Source organism: Kitasatospora sp. NPDC057518, assembly GCF_042802075.1.
GTDB lineage: Bacteria > Actinomycetota > Actinomycetes > Streptomycetales > Streptomycetaceae > Kitasatospora.
Genome location: NZ_JBHVEU010000025.1, coordinates 1 through 23240 on the forward strand (window position 1 = coordinate 1; position 23240 = coordinate 23240).

Annotated in this window: 21 protein-coding genes and 1 riboswitch; of the genes, 10 read left to right on the top strand and 11 right to left on the bottom strand. The window is 75.2% G+C overall.

All coding sequences use genetic code 11. From position 1 onward, the window contains the following. Positions 1 to 50: 50 nt before the first annotated feature. Both ACFU7Z_RS04560 and ACFU7Z_RS04565 read right to left on the bottom strand, forming a co-directional pair. Complete coding sequence (locus tag ACFU7Z_RS04560) at positions 51 to 521, bottom strand: flagellar hook-length control protein FliK (protein ID WP_380775980.1); 471 nt, start codon at positions 519 to 521, stop codon at positions 51 to 53. A 29-nt stretch (positions 522 to 550) separates the two neighbouring features. Then, positions 551 to 1642, bottom strand: coding sequence for a prenyltransferase/squalene oxidase repeat-containing protein (locus ACFU7Z_RS04565; protein WP_380775983.1), 1092 nt, complete (start codon positions 1640 to 1642; stop codon positions 551 to 553). A gap of 97 nt (positions 1643 to 1739) precedes the next feature. Continuing rightward, positions 1740 to 1880, bottom strand: a riboswitch (cobalamin riboswitch). A gap of 118 nt (positions 1881 to 1998) precedes the next feature. Here ACFU7Z_RS04565 and cobF point away from each other — a divergent pair. From cobF to ACFU7Z_RS04595, 6 genes are all read left to right on the top strand, one after another. Beyond that, positions 1999 to 2757, top strand: coding sequence for a precorrin-6A synthase (deacetylating) (gene cobF / locus ACFU7Z_RS04570; RefSeq protein ID WP_380775986.1), 759 nt, complete (start codon positions 1999 to 2001; stop codon positions 2755 to 2757). Positions 2758 to 3020: 263 nt separating this feature from the next. After that, positions 3021 to 4904: an amidohydrolase gene (locus ACFU7Z_RS04575; protein ID WP_380776058.1), complete on the top strand. Its 1884-nt coding sequence runs from the start codon at positions 3021 to 3023 to the stop codon at positions 4902 to 4904. Positions 4905 to 4975: 71 nt separating this feature from the next. Then, complete coding sequence (locus ACFU7Z_RS04580) at positions 4976 to 5638, top strand: hydrolase (RefSeq protein WP_380775989.1); 663 nt, start codon at positions 4976 to 4978, stop codon at positions 5636 to 5638. A gap of 50 nt (positions 5639 to 5688) precedes the next feature. Further along, entirely contained in the window at positions 5689 to 6213 is a 525-nt protein-coding gene (locus ACFU7Z_RS04585) for a DoxX family protein (protein WP_380775992.1), read from the top strand. Next, a complete protein-coding gene (locus ACFU7Z_RS04590; RefSeq protein WP_380775995.1) occupies positions 6194 to 6931 on the top strand; it encodes a YoaK family protein in 738 nt (245 codons plus the stop codon). Before ACFU7Z_RS04585 ends, ACFU7Z_RS04590 begins: the two co-directional genes overlap by 20 nt. A 55-nt stretch (positions 6932 to 6986) precedes the next feature. Further along, positions 6987 to 7922 (top strand): VOC family protein, encoded by a 936-nt coding sequence (locus ACFU7Z_RS04595; protein ID WP_380775998.1) that lies wholly within the window; start codon positions 6987 to 6989, stop codon positions 7920 to 7922. Between the two features lie 23 nt (positions 7923 to 7945). On the opposite strand, the gene ACFU7Z_RS04600 is transcribed toward ACFU7Z_RS04595, so the two are convergent. The 3 genes from ACFU7Z_RS04600 to ACFU7Z_RS04610 all read right to left on the bottom strand — a co-directional run bounded on the left by ACFU7Z_RS04600 (position 7946) and on the right by ACFU7Z_RS04610 (position 12889). After that, a complete protein-coding gene (locus tag ACFU7Z_RS04600; protein ID WP_380776001.1) occupies positions 7946 to 8989 on the bottom strand; it encodes a helix-turn-helix domain-containing protein in 1044 nt (347 codons plus the stop codon). A gap of 86 nt (positions 8990 to 9075) precedes the next feature. Continuing rightward, entirely contained in the window at positions 9076 to 10044 is a 969-nt protein-coding gene (locus ACFU7Z_RS04605; RefSeq protein ID WP_380776004.1) for a helix-turn-helix domain-containing protein, read from the bottom strand. 61 nt (positions 10045 to 10105) lie between these two features. Further along, the gene (locus tag ACFU7Z_RS04610; protein WP_380776007.1) at positions 10106 to 12889 is read right to left on the bottom strand and encodes a BREX system ATP-binding domain-containing protein; all 2784 of its coding nucleotides are present in this window, start codon (positions 12887 to 12889) and stop codon (positions 10106 to 10108) included. Positions 12890 to 13228: 339 nt separating this feature from the next. On the opposite strand from ACFU7Z_RS04610, the gene ACFU7Z_RS04615 reads away from it, so the two are divergent. The 3 genes from ACFU7Z_RS04615 (at position 13229) to ACFU7Z_RS04625 (ending at position 16962) form a co-directional block, all read left to right on the top strand. Continuing rightward, positions 13229 to 14224 carry a hypothetical protein gene (locus tag ACFU7Z_RS04615; protein WP_380776010.1) on the top strand — a complete coding sequence of 332 codons (996 nt, stop codon included), beginning with the start codon at positions 13229 to 13231 and terminating at the stop codon, positions 14222 to 14224. After that, positions 14224 to 15576, top strand: coding sequence for a cytochrome P450 (locus ACFU7Z_RS04620; RefSeq protein WP_380776013.1), 1353 nt, complete (start codon positions 14224 to 14226; stop codon positions 15574 to 15576). The genes ACFU7Z_RS04615 and ACFU7Z_RS04620 overlap by 1 nt, the downstream gene beginning before the upstream one ends. A 240-nt stretch (positions 15577 to 15816) precedes the next feature. Next, positions 15817 to 16962, top strand: a complete 1146-nt coding sequence (locus tag ACFU7Z_RS04625) for a serine hydrolase domain-containing protein (protein WP_380776016.1) — start codon at positions 15817 to 15819, stop codon at positions 16960 to 16962. A 128-nt stretch (positions 16963 to 17090) separates the two neighbouring features. On the opposite strand, the gene ACFU7Z_RS04630 is transcribed toward ACFU7Z_RS04625, so the two are convergent. Both ACFU7Z_RS04630 and ACFU7Z_RS04635 read right to left on the bottom strand, forming a co-directional pair. Continuing rightward, the gene (locus tag ACFU7Z_RS04630; RefSeq protein ID WP_380776019.1) at positions 17091 to 17411 is read right to left on the bottom strand and encodes a hypothetical protein; all 321 of its coding nucleotides are present in this window, start codon (positions 17409 to 17411) and stop codon (positions 17091 to 17093) included. Positions 17412 to 17469: 58 nt separating this feature from the next. Next, positions 17470 to 17739: a TauD/TfdA family dioxygenase gene (locus tag ACFU7Z_RS04635; protein WP_380776022.1), complete on the bottom strand. Its 270-nt coding sequence runs from the start codon at positions 17737 to 17739 to the stop codon at positions 17470 to 17472. 421 nt (positions 17740 to 18160) lie between these two features. On the opposite strand from ACFU7Z_RS04635, the gene ACFU7Z_RS04640 reads away from it, so the two are divergent. Further along, complete coding sequence (locus ACFU7Z_RS04640) at positions 18161 to 19291, top strand: serine hydrolase domain-containing protein (protein ID WP_380776025.1); 1131 nt, start codon at positions 18161 to 18163, stop codon at positions 19289 to 19291. Between the two features lie 87 nt (positions 19292 to 19378). Here ACFU7Z_RS04640 and ACFU7Z_RS04645 read toward each other — a convergent pair whose 3' ends face one another. From ACFU7Z_RS04645 to ACFU7Z_RS04660, 4 genes are read right to left on the bottom strand one after another with little or no spacing between them, the layout of a single operon-like run. Beyond that, a complete protein-coding gene (locus ACFU7Z_RS04645; RefSeq protein ID WP_380776028.1) occupies positions 19379 to 20152 on the bottom strand; it encodes an enoyl-CoA hydratase in 774 nt (257 codons plus the stop codon). Continuing rightward, a complete protein-coding gene (gene mmsB / locus ACFU7Z_RS04650) occupies positions 20149 to 21036 on the bottom strand; it encodes a 3-hydroxyisobutyrate dehydrogenase (protein WP_380776031.1) in 888 nt (295 codons plus the stop codon). Before mmsB ends, ACFU7Z_RS04645 begins: the two co-directional genes overlap by 4 nt. Next, a complete protein-coding gene (locus ACFU7Z_RS04655) occupies positions 21033 to 22097 on the bottom strand; it encodes an enoyl-CoA hydratase/isomerase family protein (protein ID WP_380776034.1) in 1065 nt (354 codons plus the stop codon). Before ACFU7Z_RS04655 ends, mmsB begins: the two co-directional genes overlap by 4 nt. Then, entirely contained in the window at positions 22097 to 23239 is a 1143-nt protein-coding gene (locus tag ACFU7Z_RS04660) for an acyl-CoA dehydrogenase family protein (protein ID WP_380776036.1), read from the bottom strand. The genes ACFU7Z_RS04655 and ACFU7Z_RS04660 overlap by 1 nt, the downstream gene beginning before the upstream one ends. Position 23240 lies beyond the last annotated feature (1 nt).

The following is a 23240-nucleotide window of genomic DNA, read 5'->3' on the forward strand; positions in this document are numbered from 1 at the left end:
CCCCGGCCCCTTCCGGAGAAGGGGACGGGGCGCCGGTGGCCCTCCGCCTGTCAGGGCGCGGTGGTGCCCGGCTGTGCGCCGGCGCCGAAGGACCAGCCCTCGACGTCGCCGGGGGCCGGGTCATAGCTGCCCGCGCCCAGGGTGCTGTACGACCAGGGGCCGCCGTGCTGGGCGTGCCAGTACGACCAGTAGGCGCTGCCGGTCGGGTTGGTGCAGGTCGTCGGCAGGGCGTTGATGGTGCAGACGAAGCCCGGGTAGCGCGGGTGGAAGGCGTACGAGAATCCGGCGCCGGTGAGCGCGGCCAGGCCGCTGGCCGGGTCGCCGGGCGCGCAGCCGGTCTGGATGCCGCCGCCGACGGCGGTGAAGTCGACCACGACGGTGACGCCGGTGGTGCCGCCGCAGGCGGCCGCCCGCGCCTGCGGGGCCTGGACGGCGCAGACGCCGAGCAGTCCGGCGGTGAGGGCCGCCGAGGCGGCGATCGACCCGAGCGTACGGCGGGCCGGGGTGGGGGTGTCGCTCATCGGTGAACTCCTCGCGGTGTCAGCGTGGTTCAGCGCGTGGCCGGAACCGGCGGGCAGGCCTGGGTCGGGGCGTCGGGGGCGGCCCCGGAGGCGGAGAGCGTGGACAGCGGGGTGCCCGCGAGGCCGAGGACGGCCTGCGCCGTGGCCCGGGCGCCGGTGCCCGCGTTGAAGCCGGTCGCGTCGTAGGCGACGGCACCGCGGACCGCCGGGTCGGCGGAGCAGCCCTGCTGGAGCTTCACCAGCCGGCCCCACGCCTTGAGGCCAGGGCCGAGGCGTCCGCCGGAGAGCAGCGCCTGGGTGGCCAGGCCGGTGCTGTTGGCGTTGGAGGCGGTCGCCCCGGCGGCCGCGAAGCCGCCGTCGGCGTTCTGGTGGGCGGTGAGCCAGCCCAGGCCCGTGTTCGCCTTGGCGGCGCGGCCGGTGGCGGCGAGGGCCTGGACGGCGAGCGCGGTGGCGTCGGCGTCGCTGGTGCAGGCGGCCTGGCCGAAGGAGAGCGGGAAGCCGCCGTCCGCGCACTGGCTGTTCGCCAGGAAGTCCACGGCCGCCGCCGGGGCGCCACCGGGCGTGCGGTGCAGGGCGATCACGGCGAGGGACTGGCCGAAGGCGTTGCTGTAGTCGCCCCACTGGGAGCGGTCGGAGAACCGGCCCTCGGCGGTCTGCAGCGAACGCAGGCGGGCCGGCAGGTCGACGCCGCCGAAGGCCGCCGGGTCCCCGCCGCGGACCTCGACGGCGAGCAGCAGCTTGGCGGTCGCGCCCGCGTAGGCCTCGGTGGTGCCGTCGCCGAGGTAGCCGCCGATGATCTCGGGCTTCGCCAGCCAGGCGGTGGCCTTCGCGGCGGCCTCGTCGGAGCCGCGCGAGGCGGCGAAGGCCAGTACGGCGTCGATGGTGAGGCCCTGGTCGGGGTAGGCGGTCCCGTTGAAGACGGACTCGAAGTGGTCGCCGTCGACGAGCTGGCGGGCCAGCCAGCCGCCCGCGGCGGCGTCGGGGCGGACCGTCGGGGACGAGGTCGCGGCGGCGGGCGCGTTCTCGGGCGCGGCGTGGGCGGCGGTGGCCGCCGGGAGTGCGGTGGCGAGCGCCACGGCGGGTATCGCGAGCAGACCGAGGGCGCGGCGGAGCGTGGGCATGGTGACCTTTCCGGGCCCGCGCGCAGGGGCCCGGAGGGCGGCGGCGACAGCCGGGGCGGCCCTCGGGGCTCCGGCCCGCGGACCACGACGGGAGGAGGGACGACACACCTCCGCCGACGGGTACTCGGGCTCGCCTCCGACCAGGAGCCGGCGGCCTACCGTTGCGGGCCAGCGCCGGATTCGAACCGGACTTCCCCCAGCGGCGGAGTCACAACATGACGGCCCATCATGGCGATACGGAAAAGATCCGGTCAAGGGTTCGAACGTGACATCACGGTGGCCGCCGCCCGACATCGCGACGCGCCCCTCCCGGCCGCCGACGCGACCAGGGCGTCCCGGACGGCAGAATGCCTCCCATGCGGCACATCTTCGTCATCGGCATCGGCGCGGGCGACCCCGACCACCTCACCCTGCAGGCGGTCAAGGCGCTCGCCCGCACGGACGTCTTCTTCATCCTCGACAAGAACGAGGACCGGCAGGACCTGATCCGGCTGCGCCGCCGGATGCTGGCCGAGCACGGCCGGCCAGGCCACCGGGTGGTCGAGGCACCGGACGCGGAGCGGGACCGGACCACCCCCGCGTACGCGGCCGCCGTGGACGACTGGCGCGTCCGCCGGGCCGACCTGGTCGAGCAGTTGCTCTCCGAGCACCTCGGTGAGGGCGAGACGGGCGCGTTCCTGGTCTGGGGTGACCCGAGCCTCTACGACAGCGTCATCGCCGTGGTGGACGACGTCCTGGCCCGCGGCGCCGTCGGCTTCGACTACGAGGTGGTCCCGGGCATCAGCAGCGTCTCCGCGCTCGCCGCCCGCCACCGCACCACGCTGACCCGGGTCGGCCGCCCGGTGCAGATCACCACCGGCCGCCGACTGGCCGAGGGCCTCCCCGAGGGCGTGGACGACGTCGTGGTGATGCTCGACGGCCGCGCCGCCTTCACCGGGATCGACCCGGAGGGGCTGGAGATCCGCTACGGCGCGTACCTCGGCACCCCCGACGAGATCCTCGTCGCCGGGCCGCTGGCCGAAGCCGCCCCGCGGATCAGCGAGTTGCGCGAGTCGGCCCGCGAACGCAAGGGCTGGATCATGGACACCTACCTGCTGCGGCGCTCCGGGAGCTGACCGGCGAGCGCCGCCCCGGTTCGACCCCCGGCCGACACTCGGACACCGGCCTCGCGCCCGGCCGTCACTCCACCCGGCCGGTGCGCTCCCGGACCGGTGCCGGTGCGCTCTGGGCCAATTCCGGCACCGGGCTGCTGCCTAACGTTCCGTCATGAGATCGAGCAGGACGGCCTTTTGGGCTCGTCCGGCTCGACCGCGCCGCGCCGCCGCCCGCTCCGGGCGGCGGCCCGAACCCATGACTGGAGGCCGTCGAGGTGCCTGCAATGCCGGTCGGCGGGCTGGTCCCCCGCACGGAGAACGTCACCGAACACGCCGCCGACGTCGTCGTCCGCAACGCCCGGATCCACACCGGGGACGCCCGCCGCCCGCAGGCCGGCGCCCTCGCCATCCGGAACGGCCTGATCACGGCCGTCGGGGACGACGCGGACGTCGCCCCGGCCGTCGGCCCGTCCACGGTGGTGGTCGACGCGCTCGGCCGCCGCGTGGTGCCCGGCCTCAACGACGCGCACCTGCACGTGATCCGCGGCGGCCTCAACTACGTCCTGGAGCTGCGCTGGGACGGCGTGCGGTCGCTGCGCCAGGGCCTGGCGATGCTGCGGGAGCAGGCCGCCCGTACGCCCCGGGGGCAGTGGGTGCGGGTGGTCGGCGGCTGGTCGGCGGAGCAGTTCGCCGAGCGGCGGCTGCCGACGCCCGCCGAGCTGAACGAGGCGGCGCCGGACACCCCGGTGTTCGTCCTCCACCTCTACCAGTCAGCGGTCCTCAACCGCGCCGCGCTGCGCGCCGTCGGCTACACCCGCGACACCCCGGACCCGCAGGGCGGCCAGATCGTCCGGGGCCGCGGCGGCGAGCCCAACGGCATGCTGCTGGCCGCCCCGAGCGCCCTGGTCCTCTACTCCACGCTCGCCAAGGCCCCGACGCTGGAGGGCGAGGAGCGCAGGACGTCCACCCGGCACTTCCTGCGCGAGCTGAACCGCTTCGGGCTGACCTCCGCGATCGACGCCGCCGGCGGGTTCCAGAGCTTCCCGGAGAACTACGCCACGGTGACCGAACTCGCCCGCGAGGGGCTGCTCTCGCTGCGCATCGCCTACCACCTGTTCCCGCAGACCCCCGGCCAGGAGCTGGACGACCTCACCCGCTGGGTCGAGACGGTCCGGCCCGGGGACGGCGACGAGTGGCTGCGGCTGAACGGCGCCGGCGAGAACCTCACCTGGGCCGCCGCCGACTTCGAGAACTTCGCCGAGCCGCGCCCCGAACTGAACGCCTACGAAGGGGAGTTCGCCAAGGCCGTGCGCCTGCTCACCGAGCACGGCTGGGGCTTCCGGCTGCACGCGACGTACGACGAGACGATCCGGCGCGACCTCGCGGTGTTCGAGGGGCTCGCCGCCGAGGGGCTCTTCCCCGCCGGGAACCGGTGGCTCTTCGACCACGCCGAGACCGTCTCCCCGGAGAGCCTGGACCGGATCGCGGCGCTCGGCGGCTCGCTCTCCGTGCAGAACCGGCTGTCCTTCCAGGGCGAGGTGTTCACCCGCCGGTACGGCGCCGCTGCCGCCGCCGAGGCGCCGCCGGTCCGCGCCATGCTGGCGCGCGGACTGACCGTGGCCGCCGGCACGGACGCCACCCGGGTGTCCTCGTACAACCCCTGGGTCGCCCTGCACTGGCTGGTCTCCGGCCGCACGGTCGGCGGCCTGGCGATCCGGCCCCCGGAGAACCGGGTCGACCGGGCGACCGCGCTCGCGATGTACACCGCGGCCGGCGCCGCCCTCACCGGCGAGCAGGACGTCAAGGGCGTGCTGCGGCCGGGCAGTTACGGGGACCTGGCGGTGCTGTCCGAGGACTACTTCACGGTGCCGGAGCGGGAGATCCCGTCCATCGAGTCCGTGCTGACCGTCGTCGGCGGCCGGATCGTCCACGCCGCGGCCGAGTACGAGGGCATGGACGAGGAGCTGCCGCCGGTCAGCCCCGGCTGGAGCCCGGTCGCCCACTTCGGCGGCTACCAGGCCGCCCGCCCCGCCCCCGGCACGGGCGCCCGCCAGGCGGAGCTGCTCGGCGAGGCCGTCGCCGAGTCCGAGCTGCACCACCGCTGGCGGATCGCGCGCGGCCTGGCCTCCGAGCAGGGCGCGCCGTTCGACCCCTGCTTCCTCCTCTGATCCACCTGACCCGCCTTCACGCGGACCACCGCGCGAAGGACCCTGTCCGACCACCCCGAAGGGAACCCGTCATGGTCGACCTCACCCAGGTCAGCGCCACCCCCAGCCCCGACCTGCTCACCCCGGACAACGCCGTGGTGCTGTTCGTGGACCACCAGCCGCAGATGTTCTTCGGCACCGGCAGCGGCGACCGCACCGCGATCGTCAACGCCACCGTCGGCCTCGCCAAGGCCGCCCGGGCCTTCGACGTGCCGACCGTCCTGACCACCGTCGCCGCCGAGTCCTTCTCCGGCCCGCTGCTGCCGCAGCTGGCGGCGGTCTTCCCCAAGGCCGAGGTCCTCGACCGCACCTCGATGAACGCCTGGGAGGACGAGGCGGTCGTCGAGGCGGTCAAGGCCACCGGCCGCGGCAAGGTCGTGATAGCCGGGCTGTGGACCGAGGTCTGCCTGGTCCTGCCGGTGCTGTCCATGATCGACCAGGGCTACGAGGTCTACGTCGTCACCGACGCCTCCGGCGGCATCTCCCCGCAGGCCCACGAGCACGCCGTCCAGCGGATGACCCAGGCCGGTGCGGTGCCCGTCACCTGGGTACAGGTCCTGCTCGAACTCCAGCGTGACTGGGCCCGCACGGAGACGTACGGCGTGGTCACGGACATCGTCAAGGAGCACGGCGGCGCGTACGGCCTCGGGATCGTCTACGCCCAGGCCTTCCTCGGCGAGCACGCCGCGGGCTGAGCCGGCACCGCACAAGAAGCACAGGAACCAGGGACCAGGAACAGGACACGATGGATACCGGACTGCTGATCCTCCGCGTGGTGGTGGGCCTGCTCATCGCCGGGCACGGAGTACAGAAGGTGAGCCACCGCCTCGGGGGCCACGGCCTCGCCGGCGGGACGGCGGAGTTCCGGCACGACGGCTTCCGCGGCGGGACGCCCACCGCGCTCGCCGCGGGCGCCGGGCAGATCGGTTCGGGCCTGTTCCTGGCCCTGGGCGCGCTCACCCCGCCGGCGGCCATGGTCGCCATGGGGGTGATGACGGTCGCGATCACCGTCAAACTGCCGCACGGGCTCTGGGTGCAGGACGACGGCTACGAGTACCCGCTGGTCCTGGTCGTCGTCACCGGGGCGCTCGCCCTCACCGGCCCGGGCCGGTGGTCCGTCGACCACGCCGTCGGCCTGACCGCCTGGCCGCTCTGGATCTCCGTCGCGGCCGTCGTGCTCGGCCCCGCCGGCGGACTGCTCACCCGGGCCGTCCTGCACCGCCCGGCCACGCCCGAAGGAGCCACCGCCCTTGCGCGCCCTGCTGACTGACGCCCTGCGGACGCTCGCCCCGCCGCGCACCGACCGGCACGGACCGCTGCCGCCGCTGATGCTGCTGCTGACGGTGGCCACCGGCGTGGTCGACGCGGTGAGCTACCTCGGCCTCGGGCACGTCTTCGTGGCGAACATGACCGGCAACGTGGTCTTCCTCGGGTTCGCCCTCGCGGGCGCCTCCGGCCTGTCGGCCGCGGCCTCACTGGTCTCACTCGCGGCCTTCCTGACCGGCGCGCTCTGCGGCGGACGGCTCGCCGGCCGGACCGCCGACCACCGCGGGCGCCTGCTGGCCCTGACCGCCCGCGTCCAGACCGCCCTGACCGCCGGCGCCGCCGTCACCGCTGCGCTCGCGGACGGCGCCGGCGCCCGCTACGCCCTGATCGTCCTGCTGGGCCTGGGCATGGGCCTGCAGAACGCGGTGGCCCGGCGGCTCGCCGTACCCGACCTGACCACCACCGTCCTCACCCTCACCCTGACCGGCCTCGCCTCCGACTCGGCCCCGGCCGGGGGCACCGCGCCGCGGCCGGGGCGCCGAATCCTCTCCGCCCTGGCGATGCTGCTCGGCGGCCTCGCGGGCGCGGTCCTGGTCCTGCACGGGCGGACCGCCACGGCCCTCGCCCTGGCCGCCCTGCTGCTCCTGGGCACGGCGCTGGCCGCCCACCGGCTCTCGGCCGCCCACGGGCCCGACGCGCCCTGGGCCGCGCCGACGGCCTGACCACCGCACCGACACTCCGAGCACCCGCACCGACCACGACCGGGAGGTCACCCCCGTGCAACGCCCCCTGACCCGACGCCTCACCCGACGCCTGGTCCCGCTGGTGGCGGCGGTCGCCGCGCTGGCGGCCGTCCCCACCGCCGCGCCCGCCCAGGGCACCCAGGCCGCACCGGCCGCCGGGCACCGGCAGTTCGCCGTCGGCCCCCAGTACGACTCCACCCACGTGTACGTCGAGCCCGGCACCGAGCAGGCGTTCGCGGCCAGTTGGGTGGCCACCTTCGGCGGGAGCACGATCGGGCCGAACGCCACCCAGGTGACCCCCACGCCCAGCCGGACGCTCTCCGAACTGGTCGTCTCCCCGGTGGGCACCCTCTCGGTGTTCGACTACACCACGCCCGTCCCGTACCCCTTCGGCACCGAGCGCACCGGCTGGCTGGTCACCGACCTCGACCAGGCGGTCCGCGCCGCCCGCGCCGACGGGGCCGCCGTCACCGTGGCCCCGTTCGCCGACCCGATCGGCCGGGACGCCGTCGTCCAGTTCCCCGGCGGCGTCAACGCCCAGCTGTACGTCCACACCACCCCGCCCTCCTACCCCGGGCTCGCCAGCGTGCCGGAGAACCGGCTCTACCTGTCACCGGACGCGGTGGGCGCCTTCCTGCGCAGCTTCCTCGCCTTCACCGACGGCCGGATCGTCTCCGACGACCGCCGGGCCGACGGCGCCGCGATCGGACTGCCCGGCACCGCCTACCGGCTGCTGCGCCTCACCTCCGGCTTCGGCACCACGACGGTCGCCGTGACGGACGGCCACCTGCCGTACCCCTTCGGCCGGGAGCTCACCGGCTACGGCGTGGCGGACCTCGGCGCCACCCTGGAGCGGGCGAAGGCCGCCGGCGCGTCGGTGCTGTCCGGCCCGGTCCGGGCGGACGGCCGGGACAGCGCCATGGTGCGGTTCCCCGGCGGCTACGTCGCGGAGCTGCACGGCGACCGGTGACCGGTGCCCCGGCCCGGGGGCGGTCACACCGCGATGCCGTACCCCTCCGGCCGGGCCGCGCCTCCCTGGGCGAGGCCCGCCCGGGCGCACGCCTGCCACTCGCGCGGCGAGACCCCGTAGGCGGCCCGGAAGGCCCGGCTGAAGTGACTGGCGCTCACGAAGCCCCACCGCCCGGCGACCGCCGCCACGGTCGCCGGGCCACCCGTCGGACCGGTCGCCGGACGGGCCGCCGTACGGGCGAGGTCCCGGCGGCACGCGTCCAGCCGCTGGCGCCGGATCCAGCGGGTCACCGTCACCCCCTCGAAGCCGAACAGCTTGTGCAGGTACCGCACGGACACGTGGTGGGCCTCGGCGATCCGCTCCGGCGAGAGCTCCGGGTCCCCCAGGTGCCGCAGGATGTGGTCCTTCATCCGGGCCAGGGTGGCCAGGGCCGCCTCGGGCGCCTCCGGTACGGACCGGCCGCGGCGTTCGTGCGCGAGCACCGCGAGCAGGTCGAGCGCCGTGGTGGCGAGCCAGGCGGCCGCCGGCGGCTCCATGCTCCCGGCCGAGCGGGAGAGGCAGTCCAGGTAGGCGCCCACCAGGCGGGCGGTGTCGTCCTCGCGGGTGTCGAAGGCCGTCGCCGTGAGCACCCGCAGGTCCTCCTCGGTGACCCCGACGGCCGAGCGCGGCCAGTGGAAGGCCGTGAAGAGGAACGGCTCCGGCAGGTCCTTGGTGAACGGCCGCCCGGCGTCGGAGATCGCGAAGGTGCCCGGGCGCAGCTCCACCTGGCGTCCGTCCTGGAGCAGCCGGGCGGTGCCGCGGTGCTGGAGCGCCAGGGTGAGGTGGTCCTCGCCACCGCGGGCGATCAGCCGGGCGCTGCGTTCGACCCGCTGCGGGCCGGCCCGGACCAGGGAGACCTGGGCGGCGCCCAGCCGGTGGCTGGTGATCGTCGCGGGCGCGGGCGCGTCCTCGCGCAGGACGACGTCGAGCGGGATGAAGGTACGGGAGACCGCCTCGTGCCAGTACTCGGCGCGGTCGGCGGCCGGCACACCGGCGGTGTCGAGGACGGCGGACGGGACGACGGACATCTGTGCTCCTGTTCGGTCTGCGGGCCCGATCGCGCCGGGTTGCGCCTCGGCGGCGGTGGCCCAAGTCGTGCTGGTTCGGCGGCTCGTCAGCAGGCCCCGTCGTTCCCGAGCGGGCGCCAGTCGCGCGGCGAGACCCCGTAGGCGGCGCGGAAGGCCCGGCTGAAGTGCGCCGGGTTGACGAAGCCCCAGCGCTGGGCGACCGCCGACACGGTCGGGGCGGTCCGGCCGCGGCGGCCCAGTTCGCGGGCGCAGGCCTCCAGGCGGCGCTGCCGGACGAGCCGGCTCACCGTCACTCCCTCGTGCTCGAACAGCCGGTGCAGGTACCGCACCGAGATCCGGTGGGCCCGCGCGATCCGCTCGGGTGTCAGCTCCGGGTCGCCCAGCCGCTGGTCGATGTACTCCCGCACCCGCCGGACCAGGTGCTCGTTCGGGCCGCCGGGGCCGACACTGCCGGGGCCGTCCGCCGCCAGTTGCGCGACCAGCGCGCTCACCAGGTCGGCGACCCGCCCGGCCAGCTGGTCCCCGACCGGGCCGGGGTAGGAGTGCGCGGAGGCGGCCAGGGTGCCGAGGAAGGGCCCCAGCACCGGCCCGCAGCCGTCCGCCGGGCCGACGGCCGTACCCGCCGCGTACCGCAGGTCGCGCTCCGACACGCCCAGCAGCCGGCGCGGCAGCTGGAGCAGGTGGGTGCGGAAGCGCCCCGGGTACTCGACGGCGAACGGCCGCCCGGCGTCGTACAGGACGAGCCCGCCCGGGGGCACCTCCGCGCGGCGCCCGTCCTGCTCCAGCACGGCCCGGCCGGACTCCTGCACCCCGACCCCGACCCGCGGCTCGGTGCGCGGGGCCGGGGCGATCAGGTCGGCGCTACGGGAGAACCGGGCGGTGTCTCCTTCCAGGGTGGAGATCCGCACGTAGCCGAGCCGGTGCGACACCGGGAGCCCGTCGGACGGCCGCCCGGTGAGCGGGTGCGCCCCCACCGGCACCGGCGCCGTCGGACCGCCCCGGAACGCGGCCTTCCCGCCGTCCGTGACCGACCCGGTCGTCCCCCGCACGCCCATCTGACCGCCCTCCCGTCGAAGCCCTGCGCGACTCAGCCTGGACTTCGACGGCAACGGCCCGTTAGGTCATCTGACTGCCTGGTTCGACAGCGGTCGGAGGAAGCGCCGTCCCGGCCGGTCGACCGCCGTCGAGGGCGTGGGCGAGCGCGGCCCGCGAGGTGATGCCGAGCTTCGGGAAGATCCGGTACAGGTGGGCCCCGACGGTGCGGGGCGACAGCTGGAGCTCCCGGCCGATCTCCTTGTTCGTCAGGCCGGTCGCGGCCAGCCGGGCGATGCGCAGTTCATGGCCGGTCAGCCCGGAGGGTCCGGCGGCAGGCCCGGCCGGCGGCAGGGCCGCGGAGTCCCCGGCGGCCCGCAGTTCCTCCTCGCACCACCGGGCCCAGGGCTCCGCCCGGAGGCGGCGGAACACGTGGTGGGCCGCGCGCAGCGGCTCCCGGGCCCCGGGGCGGTGGCGCCGGCGCAGCCACCCGCCGTGGGCGAGCCGCAGCCGGGCGAGGTCGAACGCCCACCGCTCGGCGCCCGGCACGGCGTACGCGGCGCGGTAGGCGGCGTCGGCCTCGTCGTCGTCGGCGGCCAGGGCGGTGGCGGCCGCGAAGAGGAAGGCGTGGCGGCCGGAGATCTCCGCCGAGCGCGCCGCGCGTCCGGCCGCGAGGTGCTGCCGGGCCTCCTCGTGCCGGCCGGTGTGCACGGCGGCCGTCACCAGGTCGAGGACCAGCGTGTGGTGCCAGGGCCGGCCGCCGGGCAGGTGTCCGGGCGGGGTGAGTTCGCAGAAGTGGGCGTACGCCTCCTCGTAGCGCCGGTGGGCGAGCGCGGCCAGGCCGCGCAGGTGGCTCAGGCGGTCCAGGACGTACCGCATCCGGGCGCGGGTGGCGGTCGGCCGGACGGCCTGTTCGATCTCCCGCAGGCCGTCCTCGTCGCCCCGGCCGGCCAGGAAGTGGGCGTGGTACAGGCGGAACACCAGGGCGTTGGTGCGGTAGCCGAGCTCCTCCGCAATCCCGGCCTCGCGCAGGCAGACGGCCGCCCGGTCCCACTGTCCGAGTAGGAAGTCCTGGTGGCACCTGGCCTTGGCGACCGAGCCCTGGGTGGCGTAGCCGTGCAGCCCGGTGAAGCGGCGCCACAGGTCGCCCTCGGGGCAGTCGAGCGCCGAGGCGGTCCAGAGCAGGAGCCAGGCCGCACCGGCCTCCTGCTCCTCGCTGAGGTCCGCGGCCGCCGCCCGGAGCGCGGCGGCCGTGTCCGGGCCCGGGTCGGTCCAGGCGCGCAGGCAGAGCCTGCCCGCCTCGGAGACGTTCTCCCGGTGCCGCTCCAGGGCCTGCCAGGCCCAGGGGTCGTCCGTGTAGCTGGCGGCCAGGAGGAGCTTGAAGTAGGCCTGTTCGACCAGCCCGCCGAAGGATTCGGCGCCCGGCGCGGTCAGCGCGTCGAGGGCCGCGGGCAGCAGGGCGGAGGAGGACTCGAAGTCGACGTGGTGGCTCTGGTCGACGTAGACCACCGCGTACGCGAACAGCGGGGCGACGTCCTCGGGCACGGTGCTGGCCTTCAGGTCCTCTACCAGGGCCGCAGTGTGCCGCAGTTGCCCGCCGTGGGCGGACATCACCGCGGCCCAGGTGAGCCGGCGGGCGCGCTCGCAGGAGCTGGGGCTGAGGGTGGCGGCGCGTTCGAGCAGCAGCGCGCCCTCCGCGTCGCCGCCGCGCCGGGCGAGGTCGCGGCCGGCCTCCTGGAGGCGGTGCGCGAGGTCCTCGTCGGGCAGCAGCGCGGCGGCGGCCTCGTGGACCAGCCGCCGGGGGTCGCCCGGCGCGAGCGCGTCGGACAGCGCGCGGTGCGCCTCGCGGCGCGCGGTGTCGGAGGCCGCGGAGACGACGGCGGTGCGCACCAGCGGGTGCCGGAACACCAGTTGCCCGGCCGGGTCGAGCCGGGCCAGTCCGTCCGCCTCGATCCGCTCCAGGATCTCCCGAGCGTTCTCGTCCGCGACCGCGCTCAGCCACTCGCCGCTGCCGAAGTCCGGACTGGCGGCCAGGGCGCCGAGCAGCAGGAGACGGCCGGCCTCCGGCGGCACCGCGCCCAGCCGTTCGGTGAACATCCGCTCCAGCTTCCGCCCCAGCGGCAGCCGCTCCGGCAGTGGCGCGGCCCCGCGCTGCTGGGCGGCCGCGAGCTGGCGCGGCAGCTCCACCAGCGCCAGCGCGTTCCCGGCCGCCTCCGCCAGCACCCGGTCCCTGGCGGGCGGGGCGAGTTCGGGGTAGCGGGAGCCCAGCAGCAGGGCCGCGTCCGTCCGGGGCAGCGCCCGCACGTCGACGGCCTCGGCCGACCAGAGCCGGGCGGCCGGCCCGTCCGGGCGGGTGGCGCCGACGATCACCACCCGCTGCTCGGCGCAGCGCCGGTGGAGGAAGGCGTAGACGGTCGCGCTCGACGAGTCGATCCAGTGCAGGTCGTCGAGGAGGAGCAGCGTGGGGGCGGCCCGCGCCGCCTCCTCCAGCAGGGCCAGCGCGGCGGCACCGACGGCGAGGCCGCTCGGGGCGCCGGGGCGGACGCCGAACGCGCTCTCCAGGGCCTCCCGTTGGTGGGCGGACAGCGCGGTGGAGCGCTGGAGCGGCGCCCAGAAGGCCTGGTGGAGGGCGCCGAACGCGAGGTCCGTCTCCGCCTCGGAGCCGACCGCGCGCAGGACGGTGAACCCGCGCTCGCGCGCCGCCCGTTCCACCCAGGCCAGCAGCGTGCTCTTGCCGACCCCCGCCTCACCGCGCAGCAGCACCGTGGAACCGCTCGCACCGTCCACGGCCTGGACCAGCGCCGCCGTCAGCAGCTCCGTCTCCCGCTGCCGGCCGACCAGGACCGGAACCCGCCCGCCGTCCACCACTCTCGTCCCCCTCGGGTTCTCACCGCCCACTCCCCGGGCACCCAAGGCTACAATCCGTCAACCCGCCCCGGCACTACGGCGGGTACCGCTCCGGGCGCGCAGCGTGCCCGCGACCCCGGCTCGGCCCCGCTCCCGCCCGCCGGCCCATCGGTTCCCTCCCGGGCCATCCCCCGTGCACGGACGCGCAACCGCCCCGGCTCCCGCCACCGTAGCGTCATGCGGCGCACCGGCCCGGCGGTCCGCCGCGACCGCCTCACCTTCCGCGGCCACGCCGACCTCACCGTCTCCTTCCGGAACTGACCGGCCGCCCCCACACACCAAACGAAGGCCGACACACCCATGACCGATCCCCGCGACGGGCAGCCACCCAGCGCCCCGGACGACCTGTGGTGCCCCTTCCCCTCCCTGACGAACCCCCACGCCGAGCAGGCCGACCGGCAGAGCCTGGACTGGCTGGCGCGCCACCGGCTGCTGGACGGACGCCACCGGCAGTCCGACCGGATCGGCCGCCAGCGCAGCGGCCACCTGGCCGCGCGGACCAACCCGGAGGTCTCCGCCGGGATGCTGCGCCTGCTGTCCGACTGGTACGTCTGGCTCTTCGCCTTCGACGACGGGTACTGCGAGGACCGCGAACGCGGCGCCGCCCCCGGGCCGTTGGCCCGTACGACCGCGCTCCTCGCCCGGGTGGTCGACCCCGAGCCGCCCGGCGACGAGCTGCCCGGACCGGCCGGCGCCTACGCGACGGCCCTGCGGGAGATCCGGGACCGGGTCGCCGCGCAGGCCTCGCCGTCCCAGCTGTTCCGGTGGGAGTGCACGGTCCGCGACTACCTCTCCGCCCAGGTCTGGGAGGCCGCCAACCGGGAGGCGGGCACCGTACCGGGCCTGGCCGAGTACGTGGCCATGCGCCGGCACGCCGGGGCGACGTACACCTGCCTCGCCCTGGTCGACCTCGCGGCCGGCTACGAGGTGCCGGCCGCGGAGGCGGACGGACCGTCGCTACGCAGGCTCAGGGACCTCACGGCGAACCTGGTGAGCTGGGACAACGACCTGTACTCCCACGCCAAGGAGGCCGCCGGCGGCCAGAGCCGCCACAACCTGGTCGAGGTCCTCGCCCGCCACCACCGCTGCTCCCCGGCCGAGGCCCGACGGTCGGCCGTCGCCATGCGCGACGCCGAGATGCGAGCGTTCGTCGAGCTGAGCCGGACCGTCCGCACGGACGGCAGCGACGCGGCCTCCGCGTACGCCCGCAGCCTCGGGCTGTGGCTGCGCGGGCACATCGACTGGTCGCGCGGCAGCTCCCGGTTCGACGTGCCGTCCCCCGCGGCGAGGCACTGATGCGCGAGGACGCCGCCCCGCCCGGCAGCGCGCCGCGCGCACCCGGCCACCTGCCCCTGCTCGGCCACCTGCTCCCGCTGCTGACCCGCCCCGTGCCGTTCCTCCAGTCGCTCGCCGACCACGGCCCGGTGGTGCGGATCCACCTGTGGCGCAGGCCCGTTCACGTCCTCACCGACCCCGGGCTGGTCCACCGGCTGCTCGTCCAGGACGCCGCGAGGACCGAGAAGGGCTTCGTCTTCGACCAGGCCCGCGGCCTGCTGGGCAACGGCCTGTTCATCTCCGAGGGCGCGTTCCACCTCCGCCAGCGGCGCCTGGTCCAGCCGGCCTTCCACCGCGACGGCATCCGCCGGTACGCCGCCCTGGCCGCGCGGCTGGCAGCGGCGGCGGTATCCCGCTGGGAGACCGGGCGGCCCGCGCCGATCGAGCCGCGGATGCACGGACTCGCCCGGGACATCGTGGTCGAGGCACTGTTCGCCACCCGCCTGAGCGCCGCCCAGAAGGCCCGGATCGACCGGGCCGTGCCCGTCGTCCTCACCGGCTTCGTCCAGCGGGCGCTCTACCCGTCGCCGCTGCTGGAGAAGCTGCCCGTACCGGCCAACCGGCGCTTCGACGCGGCGGTCCGCGACCTGCGCACCACCGTGGACGAGATCGTCGATCAGGCCGCCGCCCCGCAGCAGGGCCCGGACGGCACACTGCTGTCCCTGCTGCTGACCACCCGCGACGAGGAGACCGGCCTCGCCATGCCACCGGCCCAGGTCAGGGACGAGGCCGTCTCGCTGCTCCTGGCCGGCACCGAGACGACCGCCACCACGCTCGCCTGGCTCTTCCACGAACTCGCCCGGCACCAGGACCTCCAGGACGAGCTGAGCGAGGAGGTGCGCGCCGTCGCCCCCGACGGCTCCGTGTCCCCGGACGACCTGCCGCTCCTGGAGCGCACGGGCCACGCGATCAGCGAGACCCTCCGCCTCCACACCCCCAACTGGATCCTGATGCGCCGGGCGACGGAGCCCCTCCGGTACGGCGGCGTCGTCCTGCCCCCGGGGGCGGAGATCCTCTTCAGCCCGACCGCGCTGCACCGCTCCCCGCGGCTCCACCCCGACCCGTCGCGGTTCGACCCCGACCGCTGGCGCCGGTCCGCCGGCCACGCCCCACCCAGGCTGTTCGTCCCCTTCGGCGCGGGCCGGCACAAGTGCGTCGGCGAGTCCTTCGCCTGGACCGAGATGCTCGTCGTCACCGCGGCCGTCCTCGCCCGCCTGCGCCTCAGCCCGGCCACGGCCACCCCCCTCCGGGAGAGCGCCACCGCCGCCACCGTCCGCCCACGCGGCCCGCTGCTCGTCGCCGAACCCCGGTGATCTGCCGGCGGCCGGCGCGTGCGCGCAGGGGCAGGCCCCGGTGCCCGGGTACGACGACCGGCCGGCGGACGTGGCGGCGGTGGCCGTACTGCCGTGAACCCGCCATTCCTGCGGATACCGGGGGATAACCCCACCCACGACCGGGTGGGTAGCGGCATCGTCGCAGGTGGTCCGCTCCGGAGAGGGTTGGGGCAGCGGCGTGACCCGCCGGCTTCCTCGACAAGCAACCGGAGTTGATGCATGCGCAATCAGGCGCAGCAGACCGTCCACCCGTCCCGCCCCAGGAAGGTCCTGGTGGCCGCGATGGCCGTCGGTGCCCTGACGACGGGGGCGCTGGCCCCCACCACGGCGTTCGCGGCACCGAAGCCGGACACCGTCCAGCAGGGCCTCGACGCACTGGTGCGGGACGACGGCATCGTCGGCACGCTGGCGAACGTCGAGAAGGGGCACGGCCGAGCCCGCAACTACACCGCCGGGGTGGGTGACCTGGCCACCGGGGCGAAGGTCCCGGTCGACGGTCAGGTGCGGATGGGCAGCAACACCAAAACGTTCACGGCGGTGGTCGTGCTGCAGCTGGTCGGAGAGGGGAAGATCGGCCTCGACGCGCCCGTCGAGACCTACCTGCCGGGCCTCGTCCGCGGGGACGGCATCGACGGGCGGAACATCACCGTCCGTCAGCTCCTCCAGCACACCAGCGGGCTCCCGGAGTACCTGCGGGGTGATGCCTCGTTCCACTACTACGAGCCGCGCGACCTCCTCGACAACGCACTGCGGTTCAAGGCCGACTTCGCCCCTGGCGACCGGTTCAACTACAGCAACACGAACTACCTCGTGGCCGGCCTGATTGTCCAACGGGTCACCGGCCGCCCGCTCGCGGCGGAGATCGACCGCCGCATCGTCAAGCCCGTCGGCCTGCGCCACACCTACTTCCCCACCCCCGGCGACACGACCATCCGCGAGCCCCACCCCAAGGGCTACTACCGCGAAACCCCCGACGCACCCCAGCAGGACGTCACCGAGACCGACCCCTCCTTCGGCTGGGCCGCCGGTCAGATGATCTCCACCAACTCCGACCTCAACCACTTCTTCTCCGCACTCCTCCACGGCGGCCTCCTCCCACCCGCCCAGCTCGCCGAGATGAAGAAGACCGTCCCCGCCGAGGCCGTCGGCCCCGGCGCCGCCTACGGACTCGGCCTCGTGAGCAGGCCCCTGCCCTGCGGCGGCCTCTACTGGGGCCACGGCGGCAGCTTCCCCGGCTACGAGACCCGCGGCGGCGTCACCGAGGACGGCAGCACCGCGGCCAACATCGCCGTGACCTCCCGCCCGACCGACAAGGCCGCCCTGAGGCACGTCGAGAACGTCGTCGAAGCAGCCCTCTGCCGCTGAGGCCGCTCAGGCCGCTGCGCCCGGACAACACCGGCGTACGCACCGATGGTTCCGCGGCTCCGGTCTCCGGCCCGGGGCGGGGTACTCCCCCACTCCGGGCCGGAGACCAACTACGGGACGCCCCTTGGCTAGCGGCCCGGGGTGCCGCTCCGGGACTGGCGACGCTCCCGGCGGCGCTGCTCCTTCTCGGCCCGGTCCTCGGCGAGGATCCGGCCGCGCGAGATCCAGCCCGCGAGCCCCGTGATCGCGAGCAGCAGCATGCCGAGCCACGGAGCGATCCGGAACGCGAGCCAGGTGACGAGGAGCATCGCAGCCAGCACGACCAGCCCCATGGCCAGCAGGAGCAGCGTGAGCGCCACACCACTGAACAGCCGCTTGGCGCGGCTCTTCGGACCGCTGCGGTTCAGCGCCTCGGAAACGCTGTAGCCCTGCCCCTGATCGTTGCTCATCCGCCCTCCCAAGCGCGCACCCCCAAGGCTAAGTAACCACCGGCGACAGGGCAATGGATCAGCTGGCGAGGAGGTGGCCGTCGTCGGGTCGGTGGTCGCGGGAGCGGCGCAGGTCGGCGGTGACGTAGGTGCGTTGCAGCCAGCGGTCCTCCCCGTCGTAGCGGGGCCGGAAGGCGGTACGGCCGTGGACGGTGACGCGGTTGTCGATGACGACCAGGTCGCCGGGGGTCAGGTGCAGGGTGCGGGCGGTCGCCTCGCAGGCCTGGCCGAACGCGGCCAGCGCGGCGGCGGCCCGAGGGGTGAGCGGAGCGGTGACGAGTTGGGCCATGCGGATGTCGGGGTCCTCGGCCGCAACCGAAGTTGGAAGGCCGGCCGGCGAGAATCGACGGGTCTGACCCGCACCGCAGACACCAGCGCGCTCCTGGGCCTGGCCCGTACCCCGAACCCAACTGTCCGACGCGACACGGTGCTCCTGCACCCACCCCGCAGAGGTCGCCGACGCCATCGCCGGGCCGAACCTCCGCGGCGACGGCGCCACGGTCGTCCGCTCCCGCCGCCTGGTCGCACCGTCCGCCCCCAGCGGCCCGGTGACCTGCGGTTTCCTCACCGGAACGGGGCAAGCGCCGGCGGGTCACCCCGCATGCGGGGCGGTGGCACCTCTGTTTGACTGAGGACGGATGATCCCCGCCCCGAGAGGGAGCACGCCCATGCCCGTGGCCACCGGAAGAGGCCCGGCCACCCTCGCCGCCGTGGCCGCTGCACTCCTGACCGCGCTCCTGCCCGTCCCGGCGTCCCCGTCGGCCGCCGCCGCACCGGCCGACGGGGCCGGACGGCCGGAGCACGCACGGACCCGGGCCGCGATGGAGCGGGCGGTACGGGACGGTGCGCCCGGGGTCCTCGTCACCGTGGCCGAGGGCGAAGGCCGATGGGTGGGAACGGCAGGGGTGGCGGACCGCAGGACGGGACGCCCGCCCCGTCCGGCGGACCACTTCCGGGTGGGCAGCATCACCAAGACGTTCACGGCCGTGCTCGTGCTCCAGCTGGAGGCGGAGGGGCGGCTCGGCATCGACGACACCGTGGAGAAGTGGCTGCCGGGCCTGGTCCGGGGCCACGGCCACGACGGCCGCCGCATCACCGTCCGGCAGCTGCTGAACCACACCAGCGGCGTGTACAACTACCTCAACGACCCCGCCCTGCACCAGATCGGGCCGATCTGGCTCGAGCACCTGCACGACACCTGGACTCCCGAGGAACTCCTGGCCGTCGCGATGTCGAAGCCGCCCACGGCCCAGCCCGGCGAGAGGTTCGTGTACTCCAACACCAACTACCTCCTGGCCGCGATGATCGTGGAGCGGATCACCGGCAGCTCCTACGAGCACGAGCTGCGCCGTCGCATCATCGACCCGCTCCACCTGCGGGGCACCGACTCGCCCGGAACGCGCGAGTCGCTGCCCCGTCCGTCCGGCCGGGACTACTCCACCGCCCAGGTCCAGTTGCCCCCACCGGGCGTCGACGTCACGGAGTTCAACCCCTCGGCGATCCGCGCCAGTGGCGAGATCATCAGCACGGCCGACGACCTCGACCGCTTCTACCGTGCCCTGCTCACCGGCCGGCTGCTGCCTCAGGCGCAGCTGCGGGAGATGGCCACCACCGTGCCCGCGGGCATCGACGACCAGGGCCTCGGCATCGCCCGCATGACCACCTCCTGCGGGGTCGAGCTCTGGGGGTACCGCGGCGGCGGCTACGGCTTCGAGGCCCTCGCGGTCTCCACCCGCGACACCCGCCACCGGATGACCGTCTACTTCAACACCGACAGCCTCGCGCTCCAGGGCGCGGCGGCCCGGGACCTCGCCGACGCGGAGTTCTGCCAACACTCATGACCCGGGGCCAGACGCGTACGCCTGGCGGTCACCCTCGCAGACCGTGGTGCGCCGCCCCCGGTGAGGGGCGGCGTACCGGCCGGGCTGTCAGCGGTGGCGGAACTCCGGCGGGCGCTTCTCGGCGAAGGCCGCCATGCCCTCCTTCTGGTCCGCCGTCGCGAACGTCGCGTGGAACAGCCGCCGTTCGAAGCGGACGCCCTCGGCGAGCGTCGTCTCGAAGGCGCGGTTGACGCTCTCCTTCATCATGATCGCGGCCGGGGCGGACATCGCCGCGATCGTCTCGGCGGTGGCCAGCGCCTCGGACAGCAGCTGGTCGGCGGGGACGATCCGGGAGACCAGTCCGGCCCGCTCGGCCTCCTCGGCGCCCATCATCCGACCGGTCAGGCACAGCTCCATGGCCTTCGCCTTGCCCACTGCCCGGGTCAGCCGCTGCGAGCCGCCGATGCCCGGGATGACACCGAGCTTGATCTCCGGCTGCCCGAACTTCGCGGTGTCCGCCGCCAGCAGGACGTCGCACAGCATCGCCAACTCGCAGCCGCCGCCCAGCGCGTAGCCCGCGACGGCCGCGACGACGGGCTTGCGCAGGGCGCCGAAGCGGTCCCAGGCGGCGAACCAGTCGCCGAGGTAGGCGTCGACGAAGTCGAGCGACTGCATCTCCTTGATGTCGGCGCCGGCCGCGAAGGCCTTCTCCGTGCCGGTGACCACCAGGCAGCCGATCTCCTCGTCCCGGTCGAACTCCGTTGCCGCCGCGACGACTTCGTTCATCAGCCGGGCGTTGAGCGCGTTGAGCGCCTTGGGCCGGTCGAGTGTGATCAGCCCCACCCGGCCCTTGCGCTCGACCTGGATCGTCCCGTACGTCATGCGGCGCCCTCCCGGAGGGTGGTGATGATGGCGGAGAAGTCCAGCCCGGCGCCCTCGTCCTGGGCGAAGGCGGCGTACAACTCGGCGGCCCGTCGGCCCAGTTCGGCCGGGACGGCGGAGGCGGTGGCGGCGTCGGCGGCCAGTCCGAGGTCCTTGGCCATCAGGGTGGCCGCGAATCCGGCCGCGTAGTCGCGGTTGGCGGGGCTGGCCGGGACGGGGCCGGGGACGGGACAGTTGGCGGTGAGCGCCCAGCACTGGCCGGAGGCGGTGGAGGCCACGTCGAACAGGGCCTGGTGGCTGAGCCCGAGGCTCTCCCCGAGGACGAAGGCCTCGCTGACCGCGATCATGGAGACGCCGAGGATCATGTTGTTGCAGATCTTCGCCGCCTGGCCGGCGCCGGACCCTCCGCAGTGGACGACCCGCCGGCCCATCGCCGCCAGCAGCGGCTCGACGTCGGCGAAGTCGGCGGCGTCCGCGCCGACCATGAAGGTCAGGCCGGCCGCCTCGGCACCGGCCACGCCGCCGGAGACCGGTGCGTCGACGGCCCGGTGCCCGGCGACCCGGGCGAGGTCGGCGGCCACCCGGGCGTCCCCGACCGCGATGGTGGAGCAGTCCACGAACAGCGCGCCGCTCGGCGCCGCTGCCGTCAACTCACCGTAGGCGTCCAGGACATGGCGTCCGGCCGGGAGCATGGTGACGACCGTCCCGGCCGCCGTCACCGCCTCCGCCGCAGAGGCGGCCACGGCGACGCCGTTCCCGGCGGCGCGCTCCCGGGCGTCCGGGGACAGGTCGTAGCCGGTCACCCGGTGTCCGGCCTTGACGAGGTTGGCGGCCATCGGGCCGCCCATGTTGCCGAGTCCGATGAATCCGATCGTCTGGGTCACCAGCGCTCCAGGGGTGTGGTGGCGGCGAGGCCGAGTTCACGGTCGCCGAGCGGGGCGAAGTAGCGGTCCACGGCGGCGAGTTCGACGGCGCTCAGGGTCGCCGGGCTCCACCGCGGGGTGCGGTCCTTGTCGATCACCTGGGCCCGGATGCCCTCTGCGAGGTCCGGCGTGGCGAGCGCCGCGCAGGAGGTCCGGTACTCCTGGTCGAGGACGGCCTCCAGCGGGCCGAGTGCCCGGGCCCGGCGCAGGGCCGCGAGCGTCGCCTTCACGGCGGTCGGGGAGTTGGCGGCGATCCGGTCGGCGGCCTTCTTGGCCTCGGGTTCGCCGCTCTCCCGCAGCCGGTCGAGGATCTCCTCCACGCTGCCGGCCGCGTAGCAGTGGTCGATCCATCCGCGCTGGCCGTCCAGCAGGCCGGCCGGCGCGGGCCCGACGTTCCGTTCCAGGGCGTCGTGGACGGGCAGTTCGGCCAGGTCGTCCAGCAGTGCGGGCAGCCGCTCGGCGGGCACGAAGTGGTCGGCGAGCCCGCACAGCAACGCGTCGGCGGCGCCGACGGATCCCGCGGTCAGGGCGAGGTGGGTGCCCGACTCCCCCGGCGCGAGGGCGAGCAGGTAGGTGCCGCCGACGTCGGGGACGAAGCCGATGCCGGCCTCCGGCAGGGCGACCCGGGTGGTCTCCGTGACGATCCGGACGCTGCCGTGGGCGGAGACGCCGACGCCGCCGCCCATCACGATGCCGTTCATCACGGCGACGTAGGGCTTCGGGTAGCGGGCGATCCGGGCGTTGAGGCGGTACTCGTCGCGCCAGAACTCCTCGACGGCATCCGGGTCGCCGCCGGTGGCGGCGCGGTGGATGGCGACGATGTCGCCGCCGGCGCAGAAGGCGCGCTCACCGGCGCCGGTGATCACGACGGTCTCCACGTCGCCGTCCCGCTCCCACGCGTCCAGTGCGGCGGAGATCCTCCGCACCATGCCGTGGGTGAGGGCGTTCAGGGCCGCCGGGCGGTTGAGGACGATCAGACCCGCCCGGCCCTCGCGCTGGACGAGGACCTCGTCCGTACCCATCACGCGGCCCCGGTCAGGCCGCGGGCGACGATGACGCGCATGATCTCGTTGGTCCCTTCCAGGATCTGGTGCACCCGCAGGTCGCGGACGATCTTCTCGATGCCGTACTCGGCCAGGTAGCCGTAGCCGCCGTGGAGTTGGAGCGCCTGGTTGGCCACCTCGAAGCCGGTGTCGGTGGCGTGGCGCTTGGCCATCGCGCACAGCTCCGGCGCCCGGGGGTCGCCCCGGTCCAGCGCGGCGGCGGCCCGCCAGAGCAGCGAGCGGGCCGCCTCCAGCTCGGTGGCCATGTCGGCGAGCCGGAACCGCAGCGCCTGGGCGTGCAGCAGCGCGGCCCCGAACGCCTCCCGGTCGGCCAGGTGCCGGGTGGCCCGCTCCAGGGCGTCCTGCGCGCCGCCGACGGAGCAGGCGGCGATGCCGAGCCGGCCGCCGTTCAGCCCGTTCATGGCGATCCGGAAGCCCTCGCCCTCCCCGCCGAGCAGGCGGTCGGCGGGGAGCCGGACGCCGTCCAGCAGCACCTGCCGGGTCGGCTGGGCGTTCCAGCCCATCTTCTTCTCGTTCGGTCCGAAGGAGACGCCGGGGTCGTCCCGCTCCACCAGGAACGCGGAGACGCCCCGGGCCCCCGGGCCGCCGGTGCGGGCCATCACCACGTACACCTGTGAGGTGCCGGCGCCCGAGACGAACTGCTTGACGCCGTCCAGGACCCAGTGGTCCCCGTGCCGGCGGGCCCGGGTGGCCAGCGCGGCGGCGTCCGAGCCCGCGCCCGGCTCGGTGAGGCAGTAGCTGCCGAGCAGTTCCGTCGAGCAGAGCCCGGGCAGCAGCCGGGCGCGCTGGGCGGGACTGCCGTAGCGGTCGATCATCCAGGCGACCATGTTGTGGATCGACAGGTAGCCGGCGATGGACGGGCAGCCGGTCGCCAGCGCCTCGAAGACGAGCACGCCGTCCTGGCGGCCGAGCTCCGAGCCGCCCGCCTCCTCCCGCACGTAGACGCCGCCGAGGCCCAGGTCGGCGGCCTTGCGCAGGACGTCGACCGGGAAGTGCTTGGCCTGGTCCCACGCGACGGCGTGCGGGGCGAGGTGCTCGCGGGCGAAGTCCCGGGTGGTCGCGACGATGGCGAGCTGGTCGTCGGTCAGATGGGTGTGCACG

Bases quoted from the DNA above. Each gene is read 5' to 3' on its own strand.
- ACFU7Z_RS04560 (WP_380775980.1), bottom strand. From the start codon at position 521: ATGAGCGACACCCCCACCCCGGCCCGCCGTACGCTCGGGTCGATCGCC.
- ACFU7Z_RS04565 (WP_380775983.1), bottom strand. From the start codon at position 1,642: ATGCCCACGCTCCGCCGCGCCCTCGGTCTGCTCGCGATACCCGCCGTG.
- cobF (WP_380775986.1), top strand. From the start codon at position 1,999: ATGCGGCACATCTTCGTCATCGGCATCGGCGCGGGCGACCCCGACCAC.
- ACFU7Z_RS04575 (WP_380776058.1), top strand. From the start codon at position 3,021: ATGCCGGTCGGCGGGCTGGTCCCCCGCACGGAGAACGTCACCGAACAC.
- ACFU7Z_RS04580 (WP_380775989.1), top strand. From the start codon at position 4,976: ATGGTCGACCTCACCCAGGTCAGCGCCACCCCCAGCCCCGACCTGCTC.
- ACFU7Z_RS04585 (WP_380775992.1), top strand. From the start codon at position 5,689: ATGGATACCGGACTGCTGATCCTCCGCGTGGTGGTGGGCCTGCTCATC.
- ACFU7Z_RS04600 (WP_380776001.1), bottom strand. From the start codon at position 8,989: ATGTCCGTCGTCCCGTCCGCCGTCCTCGACACCGCCGGTGTGCCGGCC.
- ACFU7Z_RS04605 (WP_380776004.1), bottom strand. From the start codon at position 10,044: ATGGGCGTGCGGGGGACGACCGGGTCGGTCACGGACGGCGGGAAGGCC.
- ACFU7Z_RS04615 (WP_380776010.1), top strand. From the start codon at position 13,229: ATGACCGATCCCCGCGACGGGCAGCCACCCAGCGCCCCGGACGACCTG.
- ACFU7Z_RS04620 (WP_380776013.1), top strand. From the start codon at position 14,224: ATGCGCGAGGACGCCGCCCCGCCCGGCAGCGCGCCGCGCGCACCCGGC.
- ACFU7Z_RS04625 (WP_380776016.1), top strand. From the start codon at position 15,817: ATGCGCAATCAGGCGCAGCAGACCGTCCACCCGTCCCGCCCCAGGAAG.
- ACFU7Z_RS04630 (WP_380776019.1), bottom strand. From the start codon at position 17,411: ATGAGCAACGATCAGGGGCAGGGCTACAGCGTTTCCGAGGCGCTGAAC.
- ACFU7Z_RS04635 (WP_380776022.1), bottom strand. From the start codon at position 17,739: ATGGCCCAACTCGTCACCGCTCCGCTCACCCCTCGGGCCGCCGCCGCG.
- ACFU7Z_RS04645 (WP_380776028.1), bottom strand. From the start codon at position 20,152: ATGACGTACGGGACGATCCAGGTCGAGCGCAAGGGCCGGGTGGGGCTG.
- ACFU7Z_RS04655 (WP_380776034.1), bottom strand. From the start codon at position 22,097: ATGGGTACGGACGAGGTCCTCGTCCAGCGCGAGGGCCGGGCGGGTCTG.